General features: G+C 65.9%; 18 protein-coding genes. 14 read left to right on the top strand and 4 right to left on the bottom strand.

Translation table 11 applies throughout. The annotated features are described in order from the left end of the window. The first annotated feature begins 21 nt into the window (after positions 1 to 21). Positions 22 to 606 carry a DUF447 domain-containing protein gene (locus F759_RS0100645; RefSeq protein ID WP_027798135.1) on the top strand — a complete coding sequence of 195 codons (585 nt, stop codon included), beginning with the start codon at positions 22 to 24 and terminating at the stop codon, positions 604 to 606. Between the two features lie 70 nt (positions 607 to 676). After that, positions 677 to 1,423, top strand: a complete 747-nt coding sequence (locus F759_RS0100640; protein WP_027798134.1) for a (5-formylfuran-3-yl)methyl phosphate synthase — start codon at positions 677 to 679, stop codon at positions 1,421 to 1,423. A 182-nt stretch (positions 1,424 to 1,605) separates the two neighbouring features. On the opposite strand, the gene F759_RS0100630 is transcribed toward F759_RS0100640, so the two are convergent. The 3 genes from F759_RS0100630 to F759_RS0100620 form a co-directional block, all read right to left on the bottom strand. Continuing rightward, on the bottom strand, positions 1,606 to 2,196 hold the full coding sequence (locus tag F759_RS0100630) for an amino acid kinase family protein (RefSeq protein ID WP_027798133.1): 591 nt from the start codon (positions 2,194 to 2,196) through the stop codon (positions 1,606 to 1,608). Between the two features lie 151 nt (positions 2,197 to 2,347). Next, a complete protein-coding gene (locus tag F759_RS0100625; protein ID WP_027798132.1) occupies positions 2,348 to 3,469 on the bottom strand; it encodes a hydantoinase/oxoprolinase family protein in 1,122 nt (373 codons plus the stop codon). Further along, positions 3,466 to 4,653 (bottom strand): ATP-grasp domain-containing protein, encoded by a 1,188-nt coding sequence (locus tag F759_RS0100620; RefSeq protein WP_027798131.1) that lies wholly within the window; start codon positions 4,651 to 4,653, stop codon positions 3,466 to 3,468. The genes F759_RS0100625 and F759_RS0100620 overlap by 4 nt, the downstream gene beginning before the upstream one ends. 13 nt (positions 4,654 to 4,666) lie before the next feature. On the opposite strand from F759_RS0100620, the gene F759_RS0100615 reads away from it, so the two are divergent. From F759_RS0100615 to F759_RS0100560, 12 genes are all read left to right on the top strand, one after another. After that, positions 4,667 to 5,413: a HisA/HisF-related TIM barrel protein gene (locus F759_RS0100615; protein WP_027798130.1), complete on the top strand. Its 747-nt coding sequence runs from the start codon at positions 4,667 to 4,669 to the stop codon at positions 5,411 to 5,413. 306 nt (positions 5,414 to 5,719) lie between these two features. Next, positions 5,720 to 7,150, top strand: a complete 1,431-nt coding sequence (locus F759_RS0100610) for a molybdopterin-binding domain-containing protein (protein WP_027798129.1) — start codon at positions 5,720 to 5,722, stop codon at positions 7,148 to 7,150. Then, positions 7,147 to 8,847: a formylmethanofuran dehydrogenase subunit A gene (locus F759_RS0100605; protein WP_027798128.1), complete on the top strand. Its 1,701-nt coding sequence runs from the start codon at positions 7,147 to 7,149 to the stop codon at positions 8,845 to 8,847. The genes F759_RS0100610 and F759_RS0100605 overlap by 4 nt, the downstream gene beginning before the upstream one ends. 31 nt (positions 8,848 to 8,878) lie before the next feature. Continuing rightward, the gene (gene fhcD, locus F759_RS0100600) at positions 8,879 to 9,838 is read left to right on the top strand and encodes a formylmethanofuran--tetrahydromethanopterin N-formyltransferase (protein WP_027798127.1); all 960 of its coding nucleotides are present in this window, start codon (positions 8,879 to 8,881) and stop codon (positions 9,836 to 9,838) included. Next, positions 9,835 to 10,689 carry a formylmethanofuran dehydrogenase subunit C gene (locus F759_RS0100595; RefSeq protein WP_027798126.1) on the top strand — a complete coding sequence of 285 codons (855 nt, stop codon included), beginning with the start codon at positions 9,835 to 9,837 and terminating at the stop codon, positions 10,687 to 10,689. The genes fhcD and F759_RS0100595 overlap by 4 nt, the downstream gene beginning before the upstream one ends. A 15-nt stretch (positions 10,690 to 10,704) precedes the next feature. Further along, positions 10,705 to 11,265: a cytochrome b gene (locus F759_RS0100590; protein ID WP_027798125.1), complete on the top strand. Its 561-nt coding sequence runs from the start codon at positions 10,705 to 10,707 to the stop codon at positions 11,263 to 11,265. Then, a complete protein-coding gene (locus tag F759_RS0100585) occupies positions 11,262 to 12,302 on the top strand; it encodes an alpha/beta fold hydrolase (protein ID WP_084534176.1) in 1,041 nt (346 codons plus the stop codon). Before F759_RS0100590 ends, F759_RS0100585 begins: the two co-directional genes overlap by 4 nt. Then, complete coding sequence (pqqB, locus tag F759_RS0100580) at positions 12,299 to 13,219, top strand: pyrroloquinoline quinone biosynthesis protein PqqB (protein ID WP_027798123.1); 921 nt, start codon at positions 12,299 to 12,301, stop codon at positions 13,217 to 13,219. The genes F759_RS0100585 and pqqB overlap by 4 nt, the downstream gene beginning before the upstream one ends. A 42-nt stretch (positions 13,220 to 13,261) precedes the next feature. After that, the gene (gene pqqC / locus F759_RS0100575) at positions 13,262 to 14,014 is read left to right on the top strand and encodes a pyrroloquinoline-quinone synthase PqqC (protein ID WP_027798122.1); all 753 of its coding nucleotides are present in this window, start codon (positions 13,262 to 13,264) and stop codon (positions 14,012 to 14,014) included. Then, positions 14,011 to 14,280 (top strand): pyrroloquinoline quinone biosynthesis peptide chaperone PqqD, encoded by a 270-nt coding sequence (gene pqqD, locus F759_RS0100570; protein ID WP_027798121.1) that lies wholly within the window; start codon positions 14,011 to 14,013, stop codon positions 14,278 to 14,280. The genes pqqC and pqqD overlap by 4 nt, the downstream gene beginning before the upstream one ends. Positions 14,281 to 14,284: 4 nt before the next feature. After that, positions 14,285 to 15,487, top strand: a complete 1,203-nt coding sequence (gene pqqE, locus F759_RS0100565; RefSeq protein ID WP_027798120.1) for a pyrroloquinoline quinone biosynthesis protein PqqE — start codon at positions 14,285 to 14,287, stop codon at positions 15,485 to 15,487. A 2-nt stretch (positions 15,488 to 15,489) separates the two neighbouring features. After that, complete coding sequence (locus F759_RS0100560; RefSeq protein ID WP_027798119.1) at positions 15,490 to 16,152, top strand: response regulator; 663 nt, start codon at positions 15,490 to 15,492, stop codon at positions 16,150 to 16,152. Here the strand turns inward: F759_RS0100560 and F759_RS0100555 are convergent. Then, complete coding sequence (locus tag F759_RS0100555; RefSeq protein WP_027798118.1) at positions 16,122 to 17,144, bottom strand: histidine kinase; 1,023 nt, start codon at positions 17,142 to 17,144, stop codon at positions 16,122 to 16,124. The genes F759_RS0100560 and F759_RS0100555 overlap by 31 nt on opposite strands. Between the last annotated feature and the right edge of the window lie 97 nt (positions 17,145 to 17,241).

The following is a 17,241-nucleotide window of genomic DNA, read 5'->3' as shown; positions in this document are numbered from 1 at the left end:
CCAGGACACGCGTTCCCATCCATGATTCACGAAACGATCGTCACTACGGCAGCGTGCGATGGCCGTCCTCATGTCGCGCCGATGGGAGCCCGTTACGAGGGCGACTTTGTCATCCTGTCGCCTTTTCGTCCGTCCGTGACGCTGGACAATATCGTCGCCACGCGCGCGGCGGTCCTCAATTTCACCACGGATGTCCGCGTTTTCGCCGGCTGCGTCACGCATTGCGCGACCGATTGGCCGACGCTCGCGGCAAGCCGTGTGGCGAGCGTGCGGCTCGCGGAATCGCTCGCGCACGCCGAGTTCGAACTCGATGAACTGCGCGACGACAACGAGCGCCCCGTGCTGCGCATGAAATGCGTGCACCGCGAAACGCATGCGCCATTTGCCGGTTTCAACCGCGCGCAGGCGGCAGTGGTCGAAGGCGCGATTCTCGTAAGCCGGCTCTTCATGCTGCCGGCCGACAAGGTCGATCGCGAGATGGCGTATCTGCAGATCGCCATCGATAAAACGGCCGGCGACGCCGAACGCACTGCGTGGAGTTGGCTCACCGCCGCAATCGCGCGGCACCGCGAACGTCTCGCATCGCCGGGCGGCCAGGCTGCCTAGTCGGTGCTGCTTAGTCCGTGGTGCTTAGTCCACATTTCTCGCGCTTTTCCCGCTTTTTCGGAGAACACCGATGACCGCATTGCTTGCGAGCGTCCGCTCGCACGACGAAGCATTAGATGCCGCCCGCGCCGGCGCGGACCTGATCGACCTGAAGGAGCCAAGCGCGGGCGCGTTAGGCGGGCTCGCGATCGGCGACATCGCGCTGATCGTGCGCGAGCTTCGCGCCCGCTACCCTGTCAAGCCGATCAGCGCGACGATCGGCGATCTGCCGGCCGATGCGCTCGATGAAATTGCCGCGCGCGTGATCGAGGTGAGCGACACGGGCGTCGATTATGTAAAAGTCGGCGTGACGCCTGGACCCGCCGCGCGCCGGTGCCTCGAACAACTGGCGTGTCTGCCCGCGGCGGTCGTCCCCGTTCTGTTATGCGATGGCGGCATGGACGGCGAACTGGCCGCTCACGCGGCATCGCTCGGCTTTGTCGGCGTGATGTTCGACACTTCGGCGAAGGACGGCAGCACGCTATTCGATCATGTGGACAGCGATGCGCTCGCGCGATGGCTGCGGCTCACGCGCGAACGCGGCGCGATGTGCGGCGTTGCCGGCTCGCTCGGCTGGGCGCAGTTCGAACAGATTCGCGCGCTTGCGCCGGATGTGGCGGGCTTTCGCACCGCGTTGTGCGTCGATGGCCGGCGCTCACGGCTCGATCCGCAGCGGGTTGCGCAATGGGCGGATGCGCTGCATCGCGGCTCGGGCGGGGTGGGCGCTGCTGCCGGTATAGCGGCGGATGGCGTTGCAGCGGGTGGGGTACGCGTGTAACGGGCATGCGGTGCGGCGGGCTGCTGCACTGGATGCGCTGCCTCGGCCGTATCGCGACGTGGGCGACGTGGGCTACCTGCGCTACCTGCGCTACCTGCGCTACCTGCGCTACCTGCGCTAATGCGCTAATGCGCTATATGGGCTGTACCGGCTGCATGAACGGCATATGCAAAGCCGCCGAGTCAGATCACCGGCGTATTCAGCAACCGGTCCCGCATCAGTTCGACATTGTCCTTATTGAACAACTCGACGACGTAGTTCGCCTCGTTCACGTAATCGACAAAGCGGCGGTCCACCACGCCCGCGGCCGCGAGCGTATCGAGCCGTTCGTTTCCCGCGATCGGGCATGACTTCACGACGATGAGCCGCTCGGCGTTGAGCATCGTCGAGAGCCAGGCGGCGAGGCTGTCCGAGGTCGTGTCCCAGTTGCTCATCGCGTCGGGCGTGTCGCGCATCAGCGCGGTCGGCACCCACACGGCGACATGGCCGTCGCGCAGCGCGCGGCGAATCTTTGCCTCGCTCGATGCAAGCACGAGTTCGGGCAAGACTCCTTGCATGAGGAGTGCGTATTGCGTCATTGCGAGCAGACACATGTTGTGCGCGGCGAGATCGTCGAAGCACCACTCGCTCTGATACTGCCGCACCTTGTCCGCGAAATCGCCGCCGCCGGGAACGATGACGATGCGCCCGCCCCCCACTTCGCATAGCTCGATGAGCCACTGGCGCAGCGCCGGCTCGTGACTCAGGCTGCCCCCGATCTTGACCACCCACATGATCGTTGTCCTCGTTTGCGATTAACCTCGTTTGCTTGTCCGCTTGCCTGCCTGTTGTTTTTTATGCCGGCCTCCTCCGGCTAGTCGCTTGTTTCGCTCGTGTGGCGCTCGTCCCACCTGTGTCGCGAATCCCGCTTGCGCTCCGACCCGCTCATGCCGCGCGCGTAGCCGCGTCAACGCTTTCCGAACCTTCGCCGGCCTGCGCATAGCGCGTTGCCGCCAGCAGCCCCACGGCCACGCTCGGCGCACAGGTCGCGGCCCAGTCCGACTGATCGGACGCGCCTCCCGCCAGCGTGCCGAAATCGATGTAACCGCGCGCCTCCTCACGCGCGAGCGCCGCCGCGAGAAAGCGTCCGCAGCCCGCGCCCACGAGCGGCGCCGCAGCGAGCGCTGGATGAGCCGCCGTCACGCGCGTCAGGTTCGCGCCGATCTCGCGCAATTGCAGCTCGCGCCAGCGCAGCGCGAACGCGCGCCATTCGGCGGCGCCCGTTTCATGTGCGTCGCGGCCGATCATCCGCGCGAGCCGCCTTCTGCTCGCGAGTTCGTTCTTCGGCCCATTATCGGCGCTCGGGTAAAGGTCGTATTGCGGCGCGAGTTCGCCCGTGAGGCGGTATACGTCAGCGCTGGTTGCGAACCATTCGTTCATCACGTTGACGGCCGCGCCGCCGAATTCGATGCGCTGTGCGATGCCGCAAAGCGGCGTGCGCACGACTCCCTGATAGACGAGCTCGCCGGTCGCGAGCCGCCCGGCATCGGTCGATGCGCGCGCAACGACGCAGCCGTTCGCAATTGGAATGATGTCGGTCGTCGTGCTCCCGATGTCGATCAGCAGCGCATTCGGCACGCGCGTCGCGACCCAGCGCGCGGTCGCGAGCCAGTTCGCCGACGCGACGCTGCGCCAGCCACCCGCGCAGGCCTGCGCCGTCAACCAGCCGGCCTCGCCGGCATAGAAAGCGACGCTCGGCCCGAGCCGCAGCGCGAGTGCGGCGGTGATCGCACGCACGCCTTGGGAGCGGTCTTCGAAAAGGTCGACCATCTCGCCGGTCATCGTCACGGCGTGGCGCGCCGCGTAGGTTTTCGCGGCCGGCCAGCGTTCGAACACCAGGTCGATCGTGCGCTCCAGATGTTCGAGCCCTTGCCACAACGGGCAAGCCCACTGCGCGACGTCGAGCACGACGCCGTTCGCATCGCTCATCGACACTTTGACGTGCGCGCCGCCGACGTCCCAGCCGAATACCGGTGCGCCCGCGGACTGCGGAAGTGGCGCGTTCATGGCCGAACCCCGCAAAGAGGCCGGGCGTCGAAAGCACGCGCCGCCGCAGCCGTCGGTTCGCCAGATTCGTCTAGTCCACCCGTTTCACCCGCTTGGCCCGCTTCGCCCGCTTGGCCCGCTTCGCGTGATCCGCCCGATCCACCCGACTCCGCTTCTTGTGAAGCCTTACCTTGTTCGCCCCGTTCCTCCGCTCGAACACGCACCCCATGCGCCCTCAGCAACGCCGCCGCCAGATTGCCCCCAAGCGCAGCGGACAGCCCCGCATACGCCACGGTCAGCCGCGGATTCACTTCGATGACGACCGGCCCGCGCGACGGATGCCACACCACATCGATCCCGGCAAAGCCGCGCAGCCCCGGCATCGCCGTCGCGACGCGTTTTGCGAGCTCGCGAAGCGTCTTGCCCCGATCACCCGCCGTGTCGATTTGATTGACCGTCACGCCGTCGAATTCGACGATGCGCGCCTGCTGCCCCGGCGCCTCGCTCCCGCTCAAGCCAATCTGCTGCCGGTTGATGCTGACGAGTTCGACGCGCTCGTCATCGCAGATGAGCGAAAGACTCAGCGGCTCGCCGTCCACCCACTCCTGCAACACCGGATTGCGCGCGTCGGCCGCGCGCGCGTCGTATTCGGCGCAAGCTTGCGCGAAATCGTCGAACTGGAACGTGTCGAGTCCGCCGGCACCGTCGTCAGGCTTCACGACCCATCTGTTGCCTGTGTGAATCACTGCCTGGCCCGGTTCGATCGCCGGCGTGGTCGCGATGCCGTGCGCCGCAAGGCAGGCCGCCGTCGCGCACTTGCTGGACGCAACGCGAATCGCCTCCTTCGCGCAGCCGAGCCAGCGCGCCGCGCCGACCGCGTCGTACAGATGCAGCAGCAAGCCGTCGCATTCCGGCGCGATGATGCACGCGTAGTCATGCTCACGTGCCACGCGCGCGACGAACGCCGTCATCGATTCGCCGGGCGCCGCCATACAATGAGCAAGCGCGGGGTCCACGGTCTCGAAGCGCGAGCTTGCAAAGCTGACCTCCACGCCGTCCAGTTCGCGCAGATCCGCGACTAGCGCATCGCGCATCACGCGGCCTTCGACGATCAGCGCGCTCAGGTCGGCGAGGCTCCCCGCGCCGGCAAGCGCAGGATCGATGCCGCCACCGGTGAGATACTCGAACACAAAGATCTTGGTCAAAGGATGCGCCCCTATGCAGGTGATACCGGTTCTCGATCTGCTCGACGGCCACGTCGTACGCGCGGTGCGCGGCGAACGGACGGCCTATCTGCCGATACGTTCGTCGCTCGCCGCCACCAGCGAGCCGCTTCACATCGCCCGCGCGCTGCTTGCTGCCAGCGGCGCGCGCACGCTCTATATCGCCGACCTCGGCGCCATCCTTCAGCAAGGCGCTCACGTTCAAACGCTCGCTACCTTGCGTGCCGCGCTGCCCGACATCGACATCTGGCTCGACGCCGGGTATGCCGACTACGCTTCGATGCTCGCGCTCTTCGATCGTATCGACGCAAGCAGCCGGCCCGCTCCCCGCGATCTCGCGACGCTCGTGCCGGTGTTCGGCACCGAGTCGCTGCAAGACATAAACGCAGTGCGCGCCGCCGAAACCGCCGGGTTTTCACCGATCCTCTCGCTCGACCATCGCGCCGGCCAGTTGCTGAGAGCCGCGGCACATTCCGCAAGCTCGGAGCGCACGCCTGCGTGGTGGCCGCGCAGAGTCATCGCGATGACGCTCGATCAGGTCGGCAGCTACGACGGCCCCGATCTCGCCACCTTCGAGCGTATCCGCGCCAATGCTCCGGCGCATACCGAGGTGATCGGCGCAGGCGGCATTCGCCATCGCGAGGACATGGAGGCGGCGGCCCGCACTGGCGCAACCGCGTGGCTCGTGGCGTCCGCGCTGCACGACCGCCGCATCGGCATGCCGCTCGCCGCGTCGACGTAGGCGAGCAAAACAAGTTCCATGCCAATCGGCGAACGACGTATCCGGGTAAACAAACGGCAAGCTTTATCGAGCTTTGGCGAACTTTAACGAGCCGCGCGTGACACTCTGCTCCAGAACGACACACAACCTGTGCGCTGCGCAAGACTGGCGCAGCGCAGCGGCAACGCGATCGACGCGGCACGCCGCGCATCGACCGCTCGCCACGATCCTTTAAGCAGGACGTTACATAAGCACGGCGCACTGCGCGCGAGGCGCTGCTGCTTGGCGCACAAACGCATCGGCATGGAGCTTGCTAAAAGTCGGCCCATGCACCTCTCGTCCACTGATCCGTCGACCCCCAGCGCATCGGGCGCGGCCAGCGTGTCCGCCGCGTCGATCACACGCGACTGGACCTGCCCGTTCTGTCCGCTGCTATGCGATGACCTCGCGATCGAATCGCATGGCGACGCGACGCTCGCCGTGCTGAACACGGACTGCCCGCGCCTCATGCAAGCGCTCGCGTGCTACGGCGCGGCGGATGCGCAATGCCGTGCGAGCATCGACGGACACGTGGTGGAGCTCGATGCGGCGCTCACCCAAGCGGCGGGGATCCTGTCGTCGGCGCGGCGTCCGTTGTTCGGCGCACTGACAACCGATGTCGCCGGCGCGCGGGCGTTGTACACGCTGGCTGCTGGCTGCGGCGCGATTCTCGACCATCAGCATGGCGACGCGATGAGCGCGGCGACGCTCGCCTTGCAGGACCGCGGTTCGTTCTTCACGACGCTTTCCGAAGTGCGCTCACGCGCCGATCTGCTGGTATTTTTTGGCTGTCAGCCGTCGCGTCGCTATCCACGCTTTTTCGCACGCACGATTGAAGGAACCGCGACGGCGCGCGAGCTGGTGTTCATCGGCTGCGAGCCTGACCCGGTGGCAAGCAGCCTCCCTAACACGCGTATCGAGTCGATCCTGCCAGACGCCGATCCGTTCGATACGCTCGCGCTGTGGTCCACGATCAGCGACGCGCGCGCGCCGAATGCATTCCCCGAAGACATTGCCGATGCGCAAGACACGAAGCAGACGCTCGCCGTTTTACAAGCGCTTCAGGCTCGCATTGCCGCGGCGCGCTACACGGTGTTCGTCTATGAGCCCGCCTCGTTGCCTGGTCCGCATGCGGCACTGCTGATCGAGGCGCTGAACCGGATTGTCAAGGCGTCGAATCTGACCTCGCGCGCGGGCGGCCTTGCGCTCGGCGGCGATGACGGCGCGTTGACGGTCAATCAGACCGTCACCTGGCTATCCGGGCTGCCGCTCCGCACTCGCGTCTCGACACCGGCACGCACCGCGGGCACCGCGCCGCTCGATCACGATCCGTATCGCTATCGCACCGAAAGACTGCTCGCCGATGGCGAAATCGACGCGCTGCTGTGGGTCGCGAGCTTTGCGCCGCCCGCGTGGCCGCGAGCACTGCCTCAAAACGTGCCGGCGATCGTGCTCGGCCACCCCACCCTCGCGCAAGCCGCAGCCGCGCGCGGCCAACGCACCGTGTTCATTCCGGTCGCGACGCCCGGCATCGACAGCGGCGGGCATCTGTTCCGGGTCGATAGTTCAGTGGTGATGCCGCTTGTCGCCTCACGCGGCGCGGCGCTTCTCCCAGTCGCGACGGTGGCGGCGCAACTTGCCGCGCGCCTGCCCGTACCTTTCTCCACATCCTTCTGCGCGCCTCCGTTCCCGCAGCCCGCCGCGCAGGTGCGGCCATGACGCTGATCCGGCTCAAAGGCGGCACGGTTTTCGATCCGGTCAACGGCGTCGACGGCGAGCGCCGCGACCTGGCGATTCGCGACGGCCGCATCGTCGACGTGCCGGCCCATGTGCCAGCCGACCGCGAATACGACGCCACCGGCATGATCGTGATGGCGGGCGGCATCGACATGCATTCGCATATCGGCGGGGGCAAAACCAATCTGTCGCGCCTTTTACTGCCCGAGGATCATCGCGACGATCCCGTGCGCGATTCAGCCTATGAGTCCGTGCAGGACGCGAACGGCCGCTATCTGAGGCTACCGTCTTGCGGCGTCTGCGCGCCGGGCACGCTTGCAACCGGCTACCGTTACGCCGAAATGGGCTACACCGCCGCGTTCGAACCGGCGATGATCGCCTCCAACGCGCGTCACACGCACCTCGAAATGGGCGACACGCCGATCATCGATCACGGCGCGTACGTGATGCTCGGCAACGACGAACTGTTCCTGCAAATGCTCGCCGCGCGCGACGACTTCGAGCGTCTGCGCGACTACGTCGGCTGGACGATTCACGCGAGCAAGGCGCTCGGTGTGAAAGTCGTGAATCCGGGCGGCATTTCGGCGTTCAAGTTCAACCAGCGCTCGTTGAATGTCGATGAGCCGCACGCGCACTACGGCATCACGCCGCGCGAGGTGCTGCACACGTTGACGCGCGCGCTGACCGAATTGCGCGTGCCGCATCCATTGCATGTGCATGCGAGCAATCTCGGCGTGCCCGGCAACATCGATTCGACCATCGCGACGATGGACGCCGCCGACGGTCTGCCGGTTCATCTCACGCATATCCAGTTTCATAGTTATGGCGTCGAGGGGCCGCTGAAGTTTTCGTCGGGCGCGCGACAGATCGCGGAGGCCGTGAACGCGCGGCCAAATGTGTCGATCGATGTCGGCCAGATCATCTTCGGGCAGACCGTGACGGCTTCCGGCGACACGATGATGCAGTTCCGCAACGCGCCGCTCGCCCGGCCGCACAAATGGGTGGTCGGCGATATCGAATGCGATGCGGGCTGCGGCGTGGTGCCGTTCCGTTATCGCGAGCAGAGCTATGTGAATGCGTTGCAGTGGATTATCGGGCTGGAAATTTTCCTGCTCGTGGACGACCCGTGGCGCGTCGCGATGACCACCGATCATCCGAATGGCGGCCCGTTCACGAGCTATCCGCATCTGATTCGTCTTTTGATGGACAAATCGTTTCGCGACGAACAGCTCGCGAAGCTCCATGCCGACGCGCAAGTGGCGAGCGCCTTGCCGCAACTGACGCGAGAGTTCTCGCTGTACGAAATCGCGATCATCACGCGCGCGGGACCGGCGCGCCTGCTCGGCTTGCGCGACCGCGGCCATCTCGGCGTGGGCGCGGCGGCCGACATCGCCGTGTATCGCAACGATCCGGACCGCGAGCGGATGTTCACATCGCCCGCGTATGTGTTCAAGGACGGCGAGCTGGTGGCGCGCGACGGCACGCTCGTCGCCACACCGACGGGCGGCATTCACTTCGTGTCGCCGGAATTCGACCGCGGCATCGAGAAGCGGATACGCGCGTACAGCGAAAAAAATCTCGCGAGCAACTTCGCGCACTCGGCGATCAGCGACGACGAAGTCTGCAACTGCTGCCGCGGCGGCAAGCTGCTGCCCGTCGAATGCTTCGCGCACGGTTGACATGGCTGACCCGAACGGCGAACCGCACACGATGAGCGACACGGCGACCCTGCAGATCAACGGCACCACGATCGACGCCACCTTCGCGGAAGCTTTTCCGATGAAGGCGACGCGGCTCGTCATCACCGCGCATACGCCGGCGTGGGCGATGAACGCTGCGCGCTCGCTGACCGGTTTTGCAACTTCGGTGATCGGCTGCGGCTGCGAGGCAGGCATCGAGCGGACACTCGAAGGCGACGAAACGCCGGACGGGCGGCCAGGCGTCGCGGTGCTGCTATTCGCGGTGTCGTCGAAGGAACTGGCCAAGCAGATCGAGCGGCGCGTCGGGCAATGCGTGCTCACGTGCCCGACCACGGCCGTGTATCGCGGCATCGACCCGGAAACGAGCCGCGCGCCGCTTTCGGACCTCGCGCCGCTTGGCAAAAACCTGCGTTTTTTCGGCGACGGCTGGCAAATCTCCAAGATGCTCGGCGACACGCGTTACTGGCGCGTGCCGGTGATGGACGGCGAGTTCGTCTGCGAGGAAAACGCGCCCACTGTGAAGGCCGTAGGCGGCGGCAATCTGATTTTTCTCGCATGCGATATGGACGCCGCGCTGGCCGCTGCCGAAGCAGCCGTCGCCGCGATGAGCATGCTGCCGAACGTCATCATGCCGTTTCCGGGCGGCGTCGTGCGTTCCGGTTCGAAGGTCGGCTCGAAATACAAAGGCGCGACCGCATCCACCAACGACGCGTTCTGTCCGACGCTCGCGGGCCTCTCGGCGCGCAGCGAACTGAGCGCGGAGGTGGGCTGCGTGCTCGAAATCGTGATCGACGGACTCACCGAAGCCGACGTCGGCGCGGCGATGACAGCAGGCATCGTCGCGGCCGCTGGACTCGGACGCGCGGCGGGCCTGCTGCGCATTTCGGCGGGCAATTACGGCGGCAAGCTCGGTCCTTATCACTTTCACCTTCACCAACTTGCAGCCGTCCTCCGCGGGAGCAGCGCATGAGTGTCGTGACTACGCTGCGCGTCAAGACCGCGCCGGGTTTTCGCGTCGACGCCTCGGCGTTGCTGCCCGCATCGGTCGCGGCGCTTTCCCTCGGGGACGTCGCGCGTATCGTGCTGCCCGCGGGCAACGACAGTTGCACGGTCGGCGATGTGTTCGACGTGTCGCGCAGCGGCGACGCGGCGGCGTCCGAAGAGGCGAGTCAGAACGGGACCGAAGCAGCACTAGTCATAGAAGACGCCGTACCCTGGCTCGACCGCATCGGCGCGCGCATGACGCAAGGCCACCTGATCGTGCGCGGTTCGGTGGGCGACCAGGGCGGCTTGCAGATGGCCGGCGGCGTGTTGCGGATCGATGGCGACGCTGGTCACTTCACCGCCTGCGAAATGCGCGGCGGACGGTTGACAGTGGCGGGCGATTGCGGCGATTTCGCGGCGGGCGCGCTCGCCGGCGACATGGAAGGCATGACGGGCGGCACGCTGACGATTCACGGCAATGCCGGCGCGCGGCTCGCCGACCGGATGCGCCGCGGGCTCGTGCTGGTCGGCGGCAACGCCGGCGACTTCGCGGCGTCGCGGCTCGTGGCGGGCACCATCGGCATCGCCGGTCAACTCGGCGCACACTATGCGTATGGGATGAGGCGCGGAACCCTGCTGCTCGCGCAGCGTCCCACGAAGTTGCCGCCGACCTTCACCGACGGCGGCCGTGGTTTCGACGTATTCTGGTCATTGCTCGTGCGCAGTCTCGCTGGCGAAATCGCGCCTTTCTCGCAGTGGCGCGCGGCCAGTCTCCCGCGCCGATATGCAGGCGATGTCGCCGTCGACGGACGCGGCGAGATACTCGTGGTGGGCTAACCGAAGGAGGCTGAGATGACGACCGCGCATTCTTCCGCGCCGCCTTGCGCCAGTGCGGCGCCGCGCTATGCCGGCTCGATGATTGCGCTGCATTGGCTGATCGCGTTCGGCATCATCGGCATGCTCGCGCTCGGGCTCTATATGGTCGGGCTGCCGAAGGGTTTGCCGCTCAAATCGACGCTGCTGAACGTTCACAAGTCCATCGGACTGACGGTTTTCCTGCTGGTGCTTCTACGCATCGTGGCGCGTGTGGCCTTTCATCGGCCGCCCCTGCCGCCGATGCGACCGTGGCAACGCGCCGCCGCGCGCACTACGCAGGGCCTTTTATACGTGGCAATGGTGGCAATGCCTGTGTCGGGCTATCTCGGCTCGTCGTTCAACCGCTATGGGACGCGCTTCTGGGGCATCCCGCTGCCGAAGTGGGGTTGGGACGACGCCGGGCTGCGCGAACTGTTCTTCGGCATTCACGAGGTCACCGGCTATGTGCTGATCGCGCTGATCGCGTTGCATGTGGCGGGCGCGCTCAAGCATCAGTGGATCGACCGTGACAATCTGCTCGCGAGGATGCTGCCATGACGCGGCTCCGCCCGAACCCGCACGCACGCGCGCAGATACGCCCGCCACGCGGCTCGCCGCACGGGCCGCCTACCGTGAATGCGCTGCGCACGCACGACGCCCAGCGCGTGTCGTTCACGGTTGCAGGAGCCGCCGACGGCGTGCCGGTCGTCGTATTGCACGGTGGTCCCGGCAGCGGCAGCCAGCCGGACGCAACGCGGCTCTTCGACTTGACGCGCTTCAGAGTCGTGCTGATCGATCAGCGCGGCACCGGACGCTCGACGCCGCGCGGCGGCGTGCGCCGCAATCGTACTGACCGGCTGATCGAAGACATCGAGGCGGTGCGCGCGCAGCTTGGCATCGAACGGTGGGGCGTGCTCGGCGGCTCGTGGGGCGCGGCGCTCGCGCTCGCGTATGCGGGACAGCATCCGCAATCGGTGACGGGCGTGGTGCTGCGCGGCCTCTTTCTCACATCGGCGCGCGAGGTTCGCGGTCTGTTCGTCACGTCGCGCAAACGAGCACCGCATGCATGGGCGAAGCTGTGCGCCGCCGCGCGCTGCTCGCGGCCTGCCGGATTGCTGACGCGCTGCGCTGCCCTCTTGCGACGCGGCGGCGCAAGCGACGCGCAGCAGCGCGCGCTCGCGCTCGCGTGGCGCGGCTACGAAAACGCGGTGCTTGCCAGTGCGAGCGCGCGACGCAAACTCGTGCCCGCCGGAGCTTCACACAAGGACAGCCGCAAGCTGGTCGGCAAGTACCGCATTCAGGCGCATTACCTGATGCATCGCTGCTGGCTCGGCGAAACACGACTGCTGTCGCTCACGCGCCGCGCCGCCGCGGCCGGCGTGCCGCTCGCCGCGGTACACGGCTCGCGCGATCCGGTGTGTCCGCCTGACAATCTGCGGCGGCTCGCGCACGCCGTGCCTACCGCACAGGTCGAATGCGTGCGCGCCGGTCATCTGTCAAGCGATCCCGCCTTGCACGAACGCGTGGCTCATGCGCTCGCAACCATGTTCCTTCCATCTACTCACGAGGGGCGCACGTTGCGCCGTGCGGCATGAAAATCAAGGTACTGGGCTCGTCGGCGGGCGGCGGCTTTCCGCAGTGGAACTGCAACTGCCGCAATTGCGACGGCGTGCGGCGCGGCACGTTGAAGGCGATGCGCCGCACGCAATCGTCGATTGCCGTCAGCGCGAACGGCGAGGACTGGCTGCTCGTCAATGCGTCGCCCGATCTGCTCGCGCAGATTGCCGCAAACCCTGAACTGCAACCGGCTCGACGCGCGCGCGACAGCGGCATCGCCGCGGTGCTCGTCATCGACGCGCAGATCGATCACGTCACCGGCCTGCTGATGCTGCGCGAGCGCGACACCCCGCTGCCGCTCTATGCGACCGATGCCGTCTGGCAAGACCTGACGAGCGGCTTCCCGATTGCGCCGATGCTCTCGCACTACTGCGGCGTCGAGCATCGCCGCATCGCTCTGGACGGCGCGCCGCTCGCCGTCGACGCGCTACCTGGCGTACAGATCGACGCGTTGCCGCTGTCGAGCAAGGCGCCGCCCTACTCGCCGCATCGCAACGCGCCGGAGCGCGGCGACAACATCGGGCTCGTCATTACGAACCGGCAAACGGGCAAGCGCGTGTTTTACGCGCCGGGCCTCGGCGCAATCGAAACACCTGTGCTCGATGCGATGCGCGAGGCGGATCTGCTGCTCGTCGACGGCACGGTGTGGACCGCCGACGAAATGATTCGCCTCGGCCTCTCGAAGAAAACCGCGGCGGATATGGGTCATCTGCAGCAATCCGGCCCAGGTGGCATGATCGAAGTACTGGATTCGCTTCGCGAGCAGCAGGTCCGCAAGGTACTCATCCACATCAACAACACGAATCCGATTCTCGTCGAAGACGGCCCCGAGCGCCGCGTCCTCGCGGAGCACGGCATTGAAGTTGCGTACGACGGCATGACGTTCGAACTATGAAGCGCGAGCACGAAGCACTCGCCGCGCAAAAACGGAGATCGCATGAACGCGAAAGACACCTTGAGCACCGCGCCGCGCAACGCTGCACCGCGCGGCGAAAAGCCCGGCGACGAGGCCTGGACGCGCGAGGAATTCGAAGCGCAGTTGCGCGCGAAGGGCACGGCGTACCACATTCATCATCCGTTCAATGTGAAGATGAATAACGGCGGCTGCTCGCGCGAGCAGATTCGCGGCTGGGTCGCGAACCGCTTCTATTATCAGATCAACATTCCGCTCAAAGACGCGGCCGTGCTGTCGAATTGTCCCGATCGCGAGACGCGCCGCCGCTGGGTGCTGCGCATTCTCGATCACGACGGCTACGGCGGCGAAGAAGGCGGCATAGAAACATGGGCGCGTCTTGGCGATGCAGTGGGCCTCTCACGCGACGAACTGTGGTCGCTCAAGCATGTGACGCCCGGCGTGCGCTTTGCCGTCGACGCCTACGTGAATTTCGCGCGCCGTGCGCCGTGGCAGGAATCGGTGTGTTCTTCGCTGACGGAAATGTTCGCGCCGCAGGTGCATCGCGACCGGCTCGCGAGCTGGCCCGAACACTATCCGTGGATCGAAGCCTCCGGCCTTGCCTATTTCCGCTCGCGCATCACGCTCGCCCAGCGCGACGTGGAGCACGGCCTCGAAGTCACGCTCGATCATTTCACACGACGCGAACAGCAGGAGCGCGCGCTAGAGATTCTGCAATTCAAGCTCGACATTCTGTGGACCATGCTGGACTCGATCGAAAAGGCTTTTCCGCAATGAACGACATGTCCAACGCCGAACGTCCCGCGCTCAACAAGCTGTTTCGCCTTCAATGGGAACCGGCGCAGAACGCTCACGTGCTGCTCTATCCCGAAGGGATGGTGAAGCTCAACCAGAGCGCAGCGGAGATCCTGAAACGATGCGACGGCACGCGCGACATGAACGCGTTGATCGCCGATCTGGAACAGGCGTTCAACACGACCGGTCTCGGCGCCGAAGTGCGTGCGTTCGTCACCGAAGCGCATTCACGCGGATGGCTGGAGTAGCGCGATGACCGATCTTTCGCAACCCGTTGCCGGCGCCCAGCCTCAAGCTGTGCGAGACGGCGTGGCGCCGCCGCTGTGGCTGCTCGCCGAGTTGACCTACCGCTGTCCGCTGCATTGCGCGTTCTGCTACAACCCGGTCGACTACACCGATCACAGTCGCGAGCTCAGCACCGAACAATGGCTCGATGTGCTGCGCGACGCGCGCGCGCTGGGTGCCGCGCAACTCGGGTTCTCGGGCGGCGAGCCGCTAGTGCGCGACGATCTCGAAGTGCTCGTCGAGGAAGCGCGGCGGCTTGGCTTCTATACGAATCTGATCACCTCCGGTATTGGCTTGACCGACAAGCGCCTCGGCGATCTGAAGGCGGCCGGCCTCGATCACATCCAGTTGTCGTTTCAGGATTCGACGCAGGAGCTCAACGACTTTCTGAGCAGCACGCGCACGTTCGATCTGAAGCAGCGGGTTGCGGCATCGATCAAGCGGCATGGCTTTCCGATGGTGCTGAACTGCGTGCTACATCGCTACAACCTGCCGCACGTCGACAAGATCATCGACATGGCGCTCGCGATGGGCGCCGAGTATCTCGAACTCGCGAATACGCAGTACTACGGCTGGGCGCATCACAATCAGGCGCAACTCATGCCGACGCGCGAGCAGCTCGAAGAAGCCGAAGCCGTGGTCGAGCGTTATCGAAGCACGCATGGCGATCGGTGCAAGATTTTCTTCGTCGTGCCGGACTATTTCGAACGACGTCCGAAGCGCTGCATGAACGGCTGGGGCGCGGTGTTCCTCGGCGTTGCGCCCGACGGCGCGGCGCTGCCCTGTCACGCCGCGCGCGGTCTGCCCGGACTCGTTTTGCCGAATGTCAAAGAGATGCCGTTGCGCGAGATCTGGTACGACAGCGACGCGTTCAACCGCTTTCGCGGTCTGCAGTGGATGAAGGAGCCGTGCCGCAGTTGCGAGGAGAAGGAACGCGATCTCGGCGGCTGCCGCTGCCAGGCATATCTGCTCACCGGCGACGCAGCCAATGCCGATCCGGTTTGCGACAAGTCGCCGTCGCATGAAAAAGTGGTGAACGTGACGCGTCTGGCGGCAACGGCAAGCGAGCCGCGCGAGCAGCCGATTGTGTTCCGTAACGATGCCAACTCGCGCAAGCTTGCGGCCGGGCGTGCGGTGGATACGCCGCGTGACGGCAGCGTGGGAGACTGAGCATGGCAGGGGCGGACATTTCAGTGTTGCTCGTCGACGATCACGCGGTGGTGCGCGAAGGCTACCGGCGTCTGCTCGAAGTGAACGCCGACGTGCACGTGTGCGGCGAAGCAGCCGATGCCACCCAGGCCTATCAGCGCTTCTGCGCGCTGCGGCCCGATGTCGTCGTGATGGACGTGTCGCTGCCGGGAGCGAGCGGCATCGAGGCGATGCGGCGCATGCTCGCGCGAGAGCCCGATGCGCGCGTGCTGATTTTCAGCGTGCACGAAGAAGCGATTTTCGTGCGCCGCGCGCTCGATGCGGGCGCGCTTGGCTATGTGACCAAGGCGAGCGCGCCGGACGTGCTCGTGGAAGCAGTTCGCACGATCGCGAGGCGCGCGAGCTATCTGAGCCCCGACATCTCCCAGGCGCTCGCGCTGCGCAATGCGTTCAGCGAAGGCCCGCCTGGCCGGCAATTATCCGCGCGCGAATTCGAAGTGTTGCGCCTGCTCGTGCAGGGCTACACGCTGCCGAGCATCGCCGAAAAGCTTGGTCTCAGCCAGAAGACGGTGGCCAATCATCAGTCGGTGATCCGGCAGAAGTTTGGCGCCGACAACGGCGTTCAACTCGCGCAGATGGCAAGCCGCCTCGGCCTTCAGTTCACCGGTTCCGCCAGCCCCGCCTGAGCAGGCACGCGCGCGCAAAACAGAAAGCCGCCTTCGGGCTTGCTCGCCACATGAAATTCGCCGCCGAGCGCCTCCACGCGCTCGCGCATGCCGATCAGACCCAGCCCATCGCGCGGTGCATCGAGATCGACGCCGGGGCCGTCGTCGGCCATCGTCACGACGATTTCGTCGATGAGCCCGTTCTGCTCTGTGCTGCCATCCGAACGATGCGCGTCGCGCGGTGCGCGCACCATGAACACTTCCACGCGCGAGCGGCGCGCGAACTTCGAGACGTTCGTCAGCCCTTCCTGCACGAGCCGGTAAAGCGTGATGGTCAACGCTTCGCTGAGCCCCGTGTAATCGCCTTCTATCGTCAGCGAGAACGACGCATCGGGCAGCCGCTCGCGCCAGCCGTCGATGCAATGTTCGAGCGCGCTCGGCAAGCCGAATTCGTCGAGGCCGATGGGCCGCAGTCGCCGGATCATGCCGCCGATCTGCCGGTAGACATGGCTCGCGCTCTGCATCAGACCGAGCGATACGCGATGAACCTCCGGCTCGCGCGCCGCCGATAGATCGCGAATACGCGCCGCATCGAGCGAAATTGCGTTCAGGTACTGGCCGAGTTCATCGTGCAGTTCGCGCGCGAGATGGCGGCGCTCGATCTCCTGCGCCTGCAACGCCTGATTGGCGAGACGCCGGTTGTCGGCCAGCAGGCGTTCGGCTTGTTCCTCAAGCGCACGGCGATGGGCAAGCTCGCGACGCGTCTCGCGATAGCGCCGCCACGCGAACCAGGCGAGGCCCATCGAGAGCACGCATAGCGTGCCCGGCAATTCGTCGAGCTGGAAGCGCTCCAGACCTCGCGTCCAGCGATATGCACGCTCGCTCACATCGAACACGGAGCCGAGCACGGCCGCCAGCGCGGTTAGCGCGAACACGCATGCGAGATCGCGCGGAACCGTGGAATGCGGCGGATCACGGCGCGCTGAGGAAGGTTTCGGGGAATCGCTCGACATCACGTTTGCATTCTACTCAGGCCAGTCGGACACGAAGTCTGGTTGCAACGAGTTTGGGAACGCTTCCTCGCGATTTCGGGAAAACCTCCCGAGCTTT

The sequence above is a fragment of the Paraburkholderia dilworthii genome, from assembly GCF_000472525.1.
Classification (GTDB): Bacteria; Pseudomonadota; Gammaproteobacteria; order Burkholderiales; family Burkholderiaceae; genus Paraburkholderia; species Paraburkholderia dilworthii.
This window is presented reverse-complemented; position numbering and strand designations above follow the sequence as displayed.

Bases quoted from the DNA above. Each gene is read 5' to 3' on its own strand.
- F759_RS0100645 (WP_027798135.1), top strand. From the start codon at position 22: ATGATTCACGAAACGATCGTCACTACGGCAGCGTGCGATGGCCGTCCT.
- F759_RS0100640 (WP_027798134.1), top strand. From the start codon at position 677: ATGACCGCATTGCTTGCGAGCGTCCGCTCGCACGACGAAGCATTAGAT.
- F759_RS0100630 (WP_027798133.1), bottom strand. From the start codon at position 2,196: ATGTGGGTGGTCAAGATCGGGGGCAGCCTGAGTCACGAGCCGGCGCTG.
- F759_RS0100625 (WP_027798132.1), bottom strand. From the start codon at position 3,469: ATGAACGCGCCACTTCCGCAGTCCGCGGGCGCACCGGTATTCGGCTGG.
- F759_RS0100615 (WP_027798130.1), top strand. From the start codon at position 4,667: ATGCAGGTGATACCGGTTCTCGATCTGCTCGACGGCCACGTCGTACGC.
- F759_RS0100610 (WP_027798129.1), top strand. From the start codon at position 5,720: ATGCACCTCTCGTCCACTGATCCGTCGACCCCCAGCGCATCGGGCGCG.
- F759_RS0100605 (WP_027798128.1), top strand. From the start codon at position 7,147: ATGACGCTGATCCGGCTCAAAGGCGGCACGGTTTTCGATCCGGTCAAC.
- fhcD (WP_027798127.1), top strand. From the start codon at position 8,879: ATGAGCGACACGGCGACCCTGCAGATCAACGGCACCACGATCGACGCC.
- F759_RS0100595 (WP_027798126.1), top strand. From the start codon at position 9,835: ATGAGTGTCGTGACTACGCTGCGCGTCAAGACCGCGCCGGGTTTTCGC.
- F759_RS0100590 (WP_027798125.1), top strand. From the start codon at position 10,705: ATGACGACCGCGCATTCTTCCGCGCCGCCTTGCGCCAGTGCGGCGCCG.
- F759_RS0100585 (WP_084534176.1), top strand. From the start codon at position 11,262: ATGACGCGGCTCCGCCCGAACCCGCACGCACGCGCGCAGATACGCCCG.
- pqqB (WP_027798123.1), top strand. From the start codon at position 12,299: ATGAAAATCAAGGTACTGGGCTCGTCGGCGGGCGGCGGCTTTCCGCAG.
- pqqC (WP_027798122.1), top strand. From the start codon at position 13,262: ATGAACGCGAAAGACACCTTGAGCACCGCGCCGCGCAACGCTGCACCG.
- pqqD (WP_027798121.1), top strand. From the start codon at position 14,011: ATGAACGACATGTCCAACGCCGAACGTCCCGCGCTCAACAAGCTGTTT.
- pqqE (WP_027798120.1), top strand. From the start codon at position 14,285: ATGACCGATCTTTCGCAACCCGTTGCCGGCGCCCAGCCTCAAGCTGTG.
- F759_RS0100560 (WP_027798119.1), top strand. From the start codon at position 15,490: ATGGCAGGGGCGGACATTTCAGTGTTGCTCGTCGACGATCACGCGGTG.
- F759_RS0100555 (WP_027798118.1), bottom strand. From the start codon at position 17,144: ATGTCGAGCGATTCCCCGAAACCTTCCTCAGCGCGCCGTGATCCGCCG.